Source organism: Legionella birminghamensis (assembly GCF_900452515.1).
Lineage (GTDB): Bacteria > Pseudomonadota > Gammaproteobacteria > Legionellales > Legionellaceae > Legionella_C > Legionella_C birminghamensis.
This window is the reverse complement of the sequence record NZ_UGNW01000002.1, coordinates 1-12,805: the sequence shown is the minus strand read 5'-3', so window position 1 is coordinate 12,805 and position 12,805 is coordinate 1. Positions and strand designations below refer to the sequence as shown.

Sequence of the window (12,805 nt, the reverse complement as noted above, 5' to 3'; positions counted from 1 at the left end):
TTCCTCATTTATTTCAGTAATCAAAGACGCGATACGGTTTTTTAAAGACCAAATCTTTAGTCACGATAATGTTAAATTCATACCCGGAGCCAATCTTGATATCGGGTGCGATATTTAAATTTTTGGCAATCAACTGTGCCGTAACTTCCCCAAGCTGCTGTCCAAGAGCCTGGCTTAAAACGCTGCCTGCCGTGGGTTGGGAATAGGCGCCATTATTTGCATGGTTTAGGCTCTGGCTGTAGGTAATGCCACCGACTATTCCCGACATCAGCATGGCAGAGCCAAAAATTCTAAGGTAATGATGGTCCACCTGGTCACGAAATCCGGCCATGCCGGCGCTATCGGTTCCTGGCATCGAGCCAATATCCAGCACTCTGCCATCGGGAAAGGTCAATCGTTGCCAAGCCACTAATAAGGTATCCTGACCATAGGCCACCTCACTGGAATAAAGGCCAAACAGTTTAGTGCCCTGCGGAATGAGAAGGTTGCGTCCAGTTGCCGTGTCATAAACAGACTCGGATACCTGACCAATGATTTGGCCAGGTAACTCCGAACGAACCCCACTTATCATCACCCCTGGAATGACACTTCCTGTTCGCAGTTCATAAGGTGTACTTGGATTGCTAAGTGACGCGTTTAGCGCCCAGCGCGCCTCGTTTTCGCTACCCCCTAGGGTTTTTGGCAGTGCGTTTCGGCTAGGTTGTCCTGCCTGAAGAACAACCAATGATTCCTGACTTGGTAGAGATGGACTTATCAATTCACGCTCTGAAATTCCCTCTTTCGCTGGTGCACCCAAACTGTCCTTATCCAGGGCAATGAGTGTCCTGGCCTTAACCGCTTCTTCAAATTGCTGGGTTTTATCTTGGCGAATTCGCTCAATTTCGGCATCGGGAATGCGCTCATCCTGATAGGGCTTGGGAGGGCTGTCTGAATCATCGACTATTGCCACGGGTAAGCTGACTGTTTGTGTTGTTTGAATGGTTTGAACTGTAGAGGGGATTATCCCTGGACTCTGTTTTCCGACCACCTCTTTTGCCAAACTGATACTGCTTTGTCCGGCCGTTTCCCTGGTGTTTACAAAAGATGCGACGTGGTTTTGGGCGTTCGCTCGTTTAACCGTCACCATCACAATTAAAAGAACGAAAACGGTCACTATGCCAATCCCAATCAGTAATGGCCTATTATTAACTCGTTTAACTCCTGCACTATTTAACTGGTCAGGTGAAGTGTCCGCTGACAATAAATCCTTCCCTTCGCTCATAATGACTCCTGAACCGTCCAGCCGCTCACTGGAACCAGCTCGCCATGATAGAGACGATACGCGCGGCTTAATGAGCGCTCGCCTACAAAAACACTCACTCGATATAAATGCGAAGCAATGGGGGCATCCACCACATAGGAAAAGTTGGCTTCCCGTGAGGAGGTTGTTTTTTCCATCACCGCAAATCCTTTTTGGCGTAACCCCTCAATTAATTGAAGCCCAAAGGGATCGGCAATCGATTGGGAAAGGCACAATCGATTTTTAGCTGGCGGATACACATGGCTAAGTTCTAAAGCCGTATCGCGGGCCATCCGCTCAACCCCATGAGGGGGTAATTGGGTAAAGTTGCCATAGCGAAGACTGGTGCAGCTGGCTAAACAACTAATACACAATAAAAGAAGGAATGGTTTCATGGTCTAGCATCTCGTAATGGTGATTTTTTGTTGCGCCCGTCCGCTGCCGACTATCAAAATGGCTTTATCAAACACACTGTCCACGATATAGCGGCACCCCTGAATCCGGTAATTGACCATAATTGATTCCGGTTTTTTGAACACGCCTCTGTTTCGAAGCACCAACAGTGCCGGGGCTTGCCCTTGAGAGAGAGTCCCAGGCATTTCAATAATGGTTTTAACCCCATCGTTATAAACCCGCAGAGGCTTAAAGCGCGCACTGCCCTGAATGCGATAATTAAAATGCAAATTCCCCAAATACTCCCTGGTTTCAGGAATCGTATTGCGCTCTGTCGTTTCTTTCTGAATTTGCTGAATCATCCGCCACTTCGCCTGTGCTTCATCAGGATAAATAAACGACACATAAGGCATGAATTCATGACGTGTTGATTTAAGCCTGAAGTGATAGGTTCTTTTGTCGGTAGTGACTACCAGGGAAGTGTCCAGCCCCACATCAAGTGCCTTAATCAATAAATGAAGCGTCTGATTAGGCGCCCTACCCGTCACCGAGGGCTCCACAGTAAATCGAGGGTCGCCAACATTTAAGTTATTAATCTGCTCACCAGGCTGAAGGGCGACATCACACACTTGAAGAACCGCACAAACCACCCGGGTTTGGCCCGAGCCAAACACAAAACTTATCGATCCATCGGCTGCGGCCACGGGCTTACTAGTCGCACTACCGGTCTGCCATTTTTTACCAATCGCAATCGCCTGACGCTCCTGAAAGGATAATTGCGCAACTCTTTTGGAAAAATACCGCTCCGCCATGTCATCCTCTCCATGGGCCACACTTAAAAGCGGGAACACCAAACAAAGACTAAGCAGTAACCCTCTCATGCGTGCTCTCCTGTAGTGATGTCACGGGACCAGTTAAAATCACGAATGTAAAGAAAATGGGGGTTTTTCAATAAGACCTCACTCGATACTCCCTTTAAGTCCAAGGCTTGATACAAGGTCACAATGGCTTTCATAGCAAAGGGTTTTTCCTTAATGGCTCCATCACGCCCTCTGACGGTTTCAATCCAGTCCACCTGCCAGGAGCTTTCTGTTTCCTGAAGAACCGATTTGATTTCGATACTCACCATTTCATGCGTCGCTCTATCGAAAGGGTTGGTATTTTGCTTACCACTGTAAAATTCCTGTACTTTTGTGAGTGCGGCATCATTATTATTGAGGTAGGAATACACTTGAAAAACTGCCTTTTTTTGTAAGTCAGCGTCTGCACTGACTAAGCGCAGGCTTTCGATAAAATGAGCCGCTGCCGCTCGATAATCGTCCAAACTGGCCTCTGATACCAAGTCTCCTCGAGTCACTGATAAGGTGTTGCCATTGGCGTCTTGCTGAAAAACTAAGGGAATGAATTTAGATTGGCTTCCAATTGAAATCACCCCACCTACAGCAGCCAGAGCAATTAAAAGACTACCAATGGCAACCACTTGCCATACTTGAAGCGATTTCATTAACCCGGCGGTATGCACATTCCAGGCGCGTCTTGCGTTTAAATAAGGATTGCTCACGTTCCTTTCCTGTTCATTGGCAAGCCCCCCTGCCTTGAATACCCCTTTTTGTTTACTCATGCTGCTACTCCGTAATGTTCTGCCGTATAGTCATCCAGATTTATTCCTTTTTCATGAAGCCAAACCGATGGCCAGGATGCGCCATGCGTGGCTTCAAGCGTTCTAATACGGTCAATTGAATCGAGATCCGTTGCACCGACAAATGAAAGCGCTAACGGTCCTAATGCCAATTGATACAAACGCTGCCCTTTCTCGCTCATATAGTAGTAATCCCGCTTAGGCTGTGCATTCGCCACAATCTCAATCTGTCTTGGATTAAGCCCCATACGCGCATACACTGAGGCCACTTCGGGATCCCGTGCATTAAGGTTTGGCAAGAAAATTTTCGTGGCCGTGGATTCCACAATCGTGTCCAAAATTCCGGACTGGGTGGCATGCGATAAATGCTGGGTCGCCATAAACACGGTGCAATTCTTTTTAGCCATCGAATCAAGCCATTCGGCGATTTTTTTGCGAAATACAGGATGGGCAAGCATTAACCAAACCTCATCCAATGAAATCAGTGTGGGTCTGCCATCTAAGGAAGTCTCAATACGTCGGAATAAATACAAAAGCACGGGCAGGGCAAATTTCTCGCCTAAGCGCATCAACTGCTCAATTTCGAAAGTCATGAAGGATGACCACCCAAGGCCATCGCTTTCGGCATCCAGTAAATGGCCCATCAGTCCATCAATGGTGTATTGTTTTAAGGTCTCGCGAATGGCCTCATCCTGAATCGTCATGACAAATTCAGACATCGTTTTTGAGCCACTCTGGTGCATATTGAGGATGGCATAGCCTATTTCATTGCGCTGATGAGGCGTGGTATTTAAGCCATTGAGTGCAAGAATCGTATCTATCCACTCCATGGCCCACGCCCTATCTTCCCGGGTGTCCAAAAATTGCAGGGGGGCAAACGCTAAGCGGGACTCTTTAGCACCGATGATATAATGTTCACCGCCTACGGCTTTACAGGTGGGATACATCGATAAGCCCTTATCAAATGCAAACACCCGTGCATTCTTATAACGACGCCAGGACAAGGCGATTAATCCCAAATGAGTAGACTTCCCGGAGCGCGTCGGACCAAACATAATGCCATGCCCTAAGTCCCTGACATGTAAATTAAGCCTAAACGGGGAATTGCCATTCGTGACGCAGTGCATTAGAGGCGGTGAGTTCGGTGGAAACAAAGGGCAGGGGGCTTTATTTTCACCCGTCCAGAGGCTGGAAGTGGGCAGCAAGTCTGCCAAATTCATGGTGTTAATTAATGGCCGTCTGACATTTTCCACCCCATGCCCAGGCAAACTCCCCATGAAGGCATCCAGGGTATTTACGGTTTCCGTTCGCGCAGTAAATCCAAGGGCATTGATATTTTTTTCAATATAACGTGCAGCCTCTTCTACTAGCACCCTATCTTCATCCATTAAGACGACCACCGATGTGTAATAGCCCTGCCCGACCATACCGGAATTTGTTTCAGCAATCGCAGCGGCCGCATCTTCGACCATGGATAAGGCGTCCTCATCAATCACACCAGAACTTGTGTTAAAAACCTGGTCGAAAAACCCTCTTATCTTTTGTTTCCACTTTTTACGATACTTTGTGAAATGCGCGACCGCTTCATGAGGATCCATGAAAATAAACCGCGAACTCCAACGGTAGGCAACGGGCAATTGCGTTAAGCGGGTTAAAATGCCGGGATAAGACTCCAAAGGAAAGCCTTCAATCGCCACGCACTGGATGAATTGCCTGCCAATTTTAGGGGTTACACCGGAAAGGAGCTCCTGCCCCCCAATCAGTGCATCCAAATAAATCGGGTGGTTCGGTAAATTAATCGGATGGTTTAATCCTGTGGCGCAAAATTGAAGGTGTTTTAAAAAGTTTTCCTGTGTGACTACTTTCCCTGCTTCGTCGGTTACCTCCTCTGACTGAAGACGCTCGAGCGTTAAAGCTGCGCTCATCCGTGATTCAAAATGGACACAGGCCTGTTTAAACTGTTCAATGAGTGCTTTGGTTTGCGCTTTTTTGGTAACTGCAGCCTTGTCATCATCAAACATCAACGCCACAAACTTTCGCTCGGCTAAAATAGGCGGTAACCAGGTTAAGGTGATAACGAAATAGCCTTCATACAATGTTCCCAACTGTTCAAAGAGCCGTCTTCGTTCCTCATCCACTGCCAATGAAATGCGATCAGGAAATGCCGATTGGCCAGGGGCGCTATAGGAAGGCGCTTCCCCTCGTATAGCATCCACGTGAATCATCCAGCCAGAGCCCATGGCTGACAGCGCCTGGTTTAACCGGAAAGACACCATTTCAGAGACTTCTTCCGTTTGATTGGCGCTATCCTCAGCGCGATACATCCAGGCGGCCATAAAGGCACCGTTTTTCCCCACAATCACGCCCTCATCCACCACAGCGGCATAATTTAATAAATCGACAAATCCCTCGCGTTGATCCCGATGGTTCTTTAAACGATACACGCGACTTTCCTGCCTCACCTGGGCAAACAAAAGACCCAGCAATGTGAGACCTGTCAGTGCAATGAGTAATGTCATCCCCTGAATCATCAATATCCCCTGGAATTGGACCTAAATGGTGTGGAGCGCGCCGGATAATAACGCTTGTAACTGCGCTGCCTTAAATACACTGCTCTCATGCCTGGGTCTGATTTAGCCATTAATCGCAACACTTTCAACGAGAAAAACCACAACGCGATCCCTACGCCAATGGACAACCAATCCTGAGCGGCAAAGATTAAAATGCCGCTGAGCAATCCTGAAAACATGACTAGCTCTCGATCACCACCCATAAAAAGGCTTGGTCTGTTACCGGAACGTCGAATCGGAATGGTCCTAAGCGCCATGGGCATTCTCATTCATTAAGGATTGAACGACAGGGGCAGTGATTTCAGCCCCTTTTCCAGTAATGGCACTGAGAGTATTTTTAGCGGCAATGACGAAAGAAAGGACCAGGACCATCACCAGTAAGGTTCTTAAAAACCCATTCATTTCCCCGCCAAAAATCAGTGCAGTACCGGCACCAACCATGGCTACAATCGATACCGCATACGCCACGGGTCCAGATACTGAATTGACAATTTTGTTAAGCCAACTTTCGTAAGGAAGATTACCGCCCGCAGTGGAGGCTAAGGCTGGATGGCACAGCAAACACAGTGAGAGGACCGCAAATACCAAAAGCCATACCTTTTTTTGATTGATTAGTGAATTGCTCATTATTTTCTCCTTAATTTGATGCCATCTGTTTAATCACATACTGGCCATTGACAAACCCATCGAGCGCAATCACCTCTTGAACGACACGCCCCTGCGGTGTTCTTGCGATATGCACGACACAGTGCACCGCCTCTCCAATTAATGGCTCAATTTCAGAGGGCGCTCGTGGGTTTCTGGTAATTAATGATTTCAGTCGCGTAAGGCCTGCCAAAGAATGGTTCGCGTGAAGGGTTGCAGCGCCGCCTTCATGCCCGGTATTCCAGGCATCCAATAAATCCAATGCTTCTTCGCCCCTAACCTCCCCGACCAGAATCCGGTCCGGCCGCATGCGAAGGGTGGTTTTAAGCAGCATCGTCATACTGACATCCATGCTGGTGTGATACTGGACCGAATTCTCGGCAGCACACTGGATTTCTCCGGTATCCTCAAGGATAAAAATACGTTCAGACGAATCATGAAGGACCATTTGATGGATAATGGCGTTCACTAAGGTCGTTTTGCCGGAACCCGTGCCGCCAATCACAAGAATATTGCGGTGAGTCGACACGGCCTCTTTGATGGCCTCACATTGAGCGGCGGTCATGATATGGGCGCTCACATACTCATCCAGGCTAAATACCGCGATCGCCTTTTTGCGAATGGCAAAGGTTGGGGATGAAACAACCGGCGGCAGCTGGCCTGCAAAACGGGAGCCATCCAGCGGCAACTCGCCTTCCACCATGGGTTTGTATCGTGTGACTTCCTTGCCATGAAATCCTGCAACGGTTTTGATGATGGATTCCGCACGCCCCGAAGACACATGGCCGATACACGTCATTTTTTCGCCCAAACGCTCCTGCCAGAGTTTCCCATCCGCATTAAGCATCAGCTCCACCGTTTTTGGATCAGCCAGCGCGTTCTCAATCAATGGGCCCATATCACGGCGAAGCTTTTCGCGGGCTCTGTCTTTAACGGTAATTAGCCTCTCTTCCTGCTCCAACATGGCTCTTTCCTTAAACACTTAATGGCATTTTTTGGGGTTGTTGCTTAAATTGATTAATGAGCCGCTCCAACACGTCTTCCTGCTCGGGGTCGAAGTTATCCGAACCCTTATTTTTTTGACTTTCCCACCAGATCCGGCGTTGAATTTCGTCGCGGTGAATCGGCATAATCCTTGGGGCATCAATAGCTAACTTCACCACGTCCGCGTTAATTCCCATGACGGTGCAATACACCACATCGCCGATGACCACGGATTCCCCTATTTTTCTTGTTAAAATCAACATCTCTAACTCCTTTTTAAGGCTAAAAAAATCCCGCCTGGCCGGTTAAAGGCCATCATTCAATCATTCTTTAATTCGGGTTAACGGTAAAACGTTGTCCAGACCTACCTACTGTTCAGAACAAAATGGATACTCCTATCAGTAACGAATCCTGGCCCGGAATATGATCAAGGTGGCCCCGTTCAGTCAGTGAATCGACCTGATAATTAATATCGTGACCAAAGAGATGCTGGTAGCCTACAAACAGATAACTGTTATCGCTAAATCCATAGCCAATGCCTACTTGCAACTCAGGCGTTGTTTCTGACACATCATTCACCTCATTTCTGTCCACCTGCAGTTGCCTGAAGGCAATCCCTCCTTTCGCATAGCCAAAGAAACTTGACTCAAAAGGGGTTAATTTCAGGGTAGCTAATAGGTCAATGCTGGGTTTGATAGTGGCGTGAATGGGCTCGCCTGCCAGTATATCGAGCAGAGGCTTTGGAATGGCCAGGCGCATGCGAACGCCGTTTTGTAAACCAGACTCCAGGCCCAAATGAATATTGTCATTCACAGCATACTGCGCTTCGAAAGCCAATCGACCTAAGGCACTTTTCCCATCATTTGCGTAGCTATTCTGATAAATGGTGCCACCAAAACTACCGGAAATTCCCCAGTAAAAAGGGGCACAATCAAAGCAATCCCTGGCATGCAAAGAAGTACAGAAACACGCTAGCCAAAGTAAAACCCACCCTTTCTTCATCGATTGCCTCCCTTAAAATCGCGCAATGGCGCGCACTTGCCCGACGGTATTGGATTTACTACTGGCCATGAGCTCACCTGTCGAAAAGTTGATTAACCAGGCCTCAGCACTACTTCGCTCAGTCGAGCTCCAGTAAAAAGTTGGCGCAAAACGCGTGAGATTGTTTTCATGCAAATTGGTATATAAGAGCTGTAACTCATAAGCAGAAGGCAAATACCAGGCACTATGGCAATGCACACCACTTGCGATGGGTGTCTGACACGGGGTTATTCCATCTTCCAGAACCTGGAATTGTGAGGCGACCAAAGCCGCAAATTGCCCCTTCTGATTGTCAATTGTTTGCTGCGCAATAATTAAACGCGTATTGGTTTCACCAGCGCCTATTCCATCGCCTTTGGCGTTGGTAATTTTGTTACCTGAAGGACCGTTTCGCCATTGAACGCCTGCATCGGTTACATCGATTTTGCTGGCTGTTAAGCCATGCTGACCTGATTTATCCACATAAAAAACAATGCCCCCCAGGTACTCTTCGCCGACTCGGTGTTTCACCATCTGGTTTTCTCTCATCATTTCGATGGATTGGCTAAGGGCGTCAATCTGCTGTTTCAAGCCACTTAAAACTTGTTTAATGGTTTGAACATCCTGGACTAGCCGGTTGACTACTGGCTGAAGAGCACTCACTTCTTGCTGTACTCCACCAAGCCCTTGTTTCACGGTGCTAGTGTCTTGCTGTAACTGTGCAATTTGTATTACTGCAAAATCAGCTTGCTGATGCAATTTCGTCAAGTGCTCCCATAATTCAGCCTCATCCACCGCATAGCTATTCATCGATATCAAACTGCCTATTAGTGCTGCCAAAACATTTCGATTCATGCTCAGTTTCCTAAAATGCGTGAATGGGACGAATTTTGGCGAGACTGGATTTTTGAGCGACTTGTAACTGTCCGTCTCCAAAATCCAGTTGCCAGGCTTCTGAAACACTGTGCTCGGTTGAACTCCAATAAGGCGCATTGGTAAAGCCTCCAAGACCATTTAAATGCAAAGTGGTTCTTAAGAGCGATAATTCGAAAGCCGAGGGAAGGTACCAATTGCCATAACAACGATGCGTCTCATCGCAAGCGGTCATGCCGTCTTCTCTAGTTGAAAAATGATGTGCCGCTAACGCGGCAAAGACACCGTTTTGGTCATCAATTGTTTGTTCCGCAATGATTAATTGGGTATTGGAAAAGCCCGCAAAAAGTCCATTTCCTTTCGCATTAATGGTTTTTTCACCACTCTCTCCATTTTGCCATTCCAAAGAAGCCCCCTCATTGACATCCATTTTGGCAGCGACCAGTCCATGCTGACCCGACTCATCCACATAAAAGATGATCCCTCCTTGATAAGCCTCACCTACTGCATGCTGTAACTTATTAATCCGTGCTTCAATGACTTGCGTTTGCCCCACTTGCTGATTTAATGCGGCATCAATGAGTTGGTTGTGCAAGGCCAATTGATGAATTTCATTCTGCAAACCTGTTAGCATCCCTCTAAGCTGATTGATTTGACCATCGACATATTCTTTTGAGGTAGGACTACACCAGACGGTCTGGCTCACAAGCAGTAATAGGCAAGCCCCTGTTATGGGGGGGAATGAGCGTCTTGGGAAAAATCGATGATTTGTTTTCATAACTGATTATTTCACCATTAAATTTTTTAAACGGGCCAAATGGTTGGCATCACAGTGTGCTTCTCGAATTTCAACAGCAACCTGTTCAGGAATTTCTATTCCTAACCGGACTTGTTTGGCGGTCATTCCTAACACGGTAATGAAAATGTCTCGGGCGATAACCACACTCTCGCCTATCTGCTTCGTTAAAATCAGCATGCAATGGTTTCCTGCATTAACGCATTGGTTATTAATCTCATGTCAGGTATTATTTCCAATTCCATTGACCGTGTAATGTCCTCTCGCGAGAGGACTTGATATTGATAGAAAATTATGATAGAGAAACACCCATTTCCTCACGAGTTTAGCTGGACTAACGAGGTACGTGCCCATGAACTCGATGCACAGGGCATTGTGAACAACGCCCATTACTTTTGTTACTTTGACCATGTGAGAACTCTGCAGATGCAAGCCCTGGGCTTTGATTGGGTGCAGTTAAGTCATAGAGGATTTAACCTGGTGCTTGCAAAGGCCAGCATTGATTTTCTTAAGTCGCTTTCTGCCTTCGATGCATTCTCGATCGTTTCGCGACTGGAACCTGAAGGCCGTCTTAAACTTATCTTTAATCAAACGCTTTTCAATAATCAGCGAGAACCGGTTTGTCGGGGAATTAACACCGTGGTCTGTGTCGATAAAAGCAGAGGAAAACCAATCACCATCGACAAGCTACTTGCTGAGTTAAGACACCTTAAGCGCCCTGCCCTGCTCGAGATTGAGTAGTGAAACAGGTCTTATTACCCGTTGTTCAAAACTATTCATTCGGCCAATAAGACCTCGATGAATACACTCCAGTAAGATATCCGCCAGTTTTAGACCACCAAACTGCTTCCGGATACGGGTTAAGTAGACCTTTACCGTGACAGGACTAATCGACAACAGCTTTCCTATCTCTTTAAAGGAACGCCCTTGAGTGGCGTACCACAAACACTCTTGCTCACGCTCGGACAAATAAATTTCCTTTTCATACCCTTGGCTAATCACTGCATGGCGGAGTGCCTGATTGGTTAACAGGAATGAAAATTTGTACTTGGGATTCGCTTCAAGAATTAAATCCAGGAAGTGATCGACGAACACCTTGCAAAACGCTTCAAAGGGCTTTTCAGTGCGCTTAAAAAATAAAGCTGCGTCTTCTGGCGGTCTTTTGGTAATGGCACTGAAGACAAATGTGCATTCGGAATGTGCTCGGACTAAATTGTACACTGGATGAAGAGAGTATTTATGCGCAAATAAATCCAATAATCGAGTCGATAAGGAACCTTCATCGCCGCAAAAATAATGGCCTGATTCATTAGGTACTAAGAGCTTTGGAGTAAATGTAAAGTCTTCAGTATACAAGCGCTCCTGATAATAGGTTTTTAGAATGGGAAAGACGTTGGATAAAATAAACACCCCTCCATCATTAAAAATCAAATACATGACAAAACTGTCAATTTGAATGGATTCAAGCTGCTTACATACCGCCTCAATTTGAGGCTTATAGGCAAGGCTAGTTATGTAGGGGATATCTTTCATTGAACTTCCTTTTCTCAATCAAGCAACTAAAACGCCGCCTGGTTATTCAATTTGGCTTGAAGTAATAACTGTCCTAATTTCAGGATTTTTTCTTCTGCTCCTCGTATCAACTGATTCAAGCTGGTGCGTTGGTTGGGAGCAGCTGAAGACAGCAATTTTTTAAAATGATTCGCTTCGGCATGCGCCTCACATAAATTCTGCTCAAGCGCTTGCGTGGTGGAATCTAATGTTTGCTTTTTCTCTGATATCAGTTCGACTGGTGTTTGCCAATGTCCTTTAGCAATCACTGTTTGGATTGCATTTAGCTTTCTAGAAAAATCGAGGCCGCATGCAGAAAAGTGTTTTTTGCTTAAAAGGCAGTAGCTTATTTCTTCCAAAAGCCCTGCTTTGTCATCCATCTGGATTCCGGATATCAACTGCTCTACGCGTAAAATCTGGTTTTGTGTGAGCTTATCGCTAATCATGGCATCTTTTGAGCTTAGCCTTGTGGTCTCTTTAGGACGATTAACCGCTCTTAAATCAAAAAATTCAACAGCAGCAGCAGCCTGTGACTTTGTGCTTTTCCTGTAGGGACCAGTCGATAAGTTGATCTCTGCTGCTGTTTTTTTAATTAATCCTTGGTTATATGGATCCTTAGTATACTTATTATTTATTAGCGTCGTCTTTTCCAGCCCCGGATTCTCCAGAGACGGATTTTCAGGCGCCGGATAGCTAGGGCCTGGATTCTTTGAGAGCCCTTCCTTAACGGGGGGCAATAATTCATCATTTGTGATAACTGGAATTTCTAGCACCAAATACTCTATGCCACCAAACCGCCCATTTTCTTCATGTCGGCAGATTGACTTCTGAATATAACCAGTTTCTTCTAGCTCTTTGATCAAATTTCGCACAGCGTCCCTGCCATTCGTAGCCCTCTCTTTTAGGTCGGTAACTCGAACCCTCCAATCATCGGGCAAAGACATTAGGTAAGTGTGCAGGCCTTTTGCCCCCCATGATAAGGACATATCATTGAGGCAGGTTTTATCGAGAATTAGAAAATTTTGTTGTTTTTTATGAATGCGTAGTACAGCCAT

At 46.4% G+C, this 12,805-nt stretch carries 16 protein-coding genes; 1 reads left to right on the top strand and 15 read right to left on the bottom strand.

Annotated elements, in window-relative coordinates:
- Positions 1-13: 13 nt before the first annotated feature.
- From DYH42_RS15440 to DYH42_RS15380, 13 genes are all read right to left on the bottom strand, one after another.
- Positions 14-1,261: a TrbI/VirB10 family protein gene (locus DYH42_RS15440; RefSeq protein ID WP_058523505.1), complete on the bottom strand. Its 1,248-nt coding sequence runs from the start codon at positions 1,259-1,261 to the stop codon at positions 14-16.
- Positions 1,258-1,674, bottom strand: a complete 417-nt coding sequence (locus tag DYH42_RS15435) for a hypothetical protein (RefSeq protein ID WP_065232810.1) — start codon at positions 1,672-1,674, stop codon at positions 1,258-1,260. Before DYH42_RS15435 ends, DYH42_RS15440 begins: the two co-directional genes overlap by 4 nt.
- 3 nt (positions 1,675-1,677) lie before the next feature.
- A complete protein-coding gene (gene trbG, locus DYH42_RS15430) occupies positions 1,678-2,553 on the bottom strand; it encodes a P-type conjugative transfer protein TrbG (RefSeq protein ID WP_058523507.1) in 876 nt (291 codons plus the stop codon).
- The gene (locus DYH42_RS15425; RefSeq protein ID WP_058523508.1) at positions 2,550-3,293 is read right to left on the bottom strand and encodes a VirB8/TrbF family protein; all 744 of its coding nucleotides are present in this window, start codon (positions 3,291-3,293) and stop codon (positions 2,550-2,552) included. Before DYH42_RS15425 ends, trbG begins: the two co-directional genes overlap by 4 nt.
- Complete coding sequence (locus DYH42_RS15420; RefSeq protein WP_058523509.1) at positions 3,290-5,842, bottom strand: VirB4 family type IV secretion/conjugal transfer ATPase; 2,553 nt, start codon at positions 5,840-5,842, stop codon at positions 3,290-3,292. Before DYH42_RS15420 ends, DYH42_RS15425 begins: the two co-directional genes overlap by 4 nt.
- Entirely contained in the window at positions 5,842-6,138 is a 297-nt protein-coding gene (locus tag DYH42_RS15415) for a conjugal transfer protein TrbD (protein ID WP_058523510.1), read from the bottom strand. The genes DYH42_RS15420 and DYH42_RS15415 overlap by 1 nt, the downstream gene beginning before the upstream one ends.
- Positions 6,128-6,508, bottom strand: a complete 381-nt coding sequence (locus tag DYH42_RS15410) for a TrbC/VirB2 family protein (RefSeq protein ID WP_058523511.1) — start codon at positions 6,506-6,508, stop codon at positions 6,128-6,130. Before DYH42_RS15410 ends, DYH42_RS15415 begins: the two co-directional genes overlap by 11 nt.
- A 10-nt stretch (positions 6,509-6,518) precedes the next feature.
- Positions 6,519-7,490, bottom strand: a complete 972-nt coding sequence (gene trbB / locus DYH42_RS15405) for a P-type conjugative transfer ATPase TrbB (RefSeq protein WP_058523512.1) — start codon at positions 7,488-7,490, stop codon at positions 6,519-6,521.
- Between the two features lie 10 nt (positions 7,491-7,500).
- The gene (locus DYH42_RS15400; protein WP_058523513.1) at positions 7,501-7,773 is read right to left on the bottom strand and encodes a carbon storage regulator; all 273 of its coding nucleotides are present in this window, start codon (positions 7,771-7,773) and stop codon (positions 7,501-7,503) included.
- Between the two features lie 112 nt (positions 7,774-7,885).
- A complete protein-coding gene (locus DYH42_RS15395) occupies positions 7,886-8,512 on the bottom strand; it encodes an outer membrane beta-barrel protein (protein ID WP_058523514.1) in 627 nt (208 codons plus the stop codon).
- A gap of 12 nt (positions 8,513-8,524) precedes the next feature.
- Positions 8,525-9,385, bottom strand: a complete 861-nt coding sequence (locus DYH42_RS16705) for an Lcl C-terminal domain-containing protein (RefSeq protein WP_058523515.1) — start codon at positions 9,383-9,385, stop codon at positions 8,525-8,527.
- 10 nt (positions 9,386-9,395) lie between these two features.
- On the bottom strand, positions 9,396-10,181 hold the full coding sequence (locus tag DYH42_RS15385; RefSeq protein ID WP_115317180.1) for an Lcl C-terminal domain-containing protein: 786 nt from the start codon (positions 10,179-10,181) through the stop codon (positions 9,396-9,398).
- 6 nt (positions 10,182-10,187) lie between these two features.
- Positions 10,188-10,379, bottom strand: coding sequence for a carbon storage regulator (locus tag DYH42_RS15380; RefSeq protein WP_058523517.1), 192 nt, complete (start codon positions 10,377-10,379; stop codon positions 10,188-10,190).
- Between the two features lie 114 nt (positions 10,380-10,493).
- Between DYH42_RS15380 and DYH42_RS15375 the strand changes: the two genes are divergently transcribed.
- Positions 10,494-10,940, top strand: coding sequence for an acyl-CoA thioesterase (locus DYH42_RS15375; protein ID WP_083503110.1), 447 nt, complete (start codon positions 10,494-10,496; stop codon positions 10,938-10,940).
- Here DYH42_RS15375 and DYH42_RS15370 read toward each other — a convergent pair.
- The gene (locus DYH42_RS15370) at positions 10,899-11,732 is read right to left on the bottom strand and encodes a helix-turn-helix transcriptional regulator (RefSeq protein WP_058523518.1); all 834 of its coding nucleotides are present in this window, start codon (positions 11,730-11,732) and stop codon (positions 10,899-10,901) included. The two genes, DYH42_RS15375 and DYH42_RS15370, sit on opposite strands and share 42 nt — an antisense overlap.
- A gap of 26 nt (positions 11,733-11,758) precedes the next feature.
- On the bottom strand, positions 11,759-12,805 hold a 1,047-nt coding region (locus DYH42_RS15365), incomplete at its 5' end, for a hypothetical protein (RefSeq protein WP_058523519.1).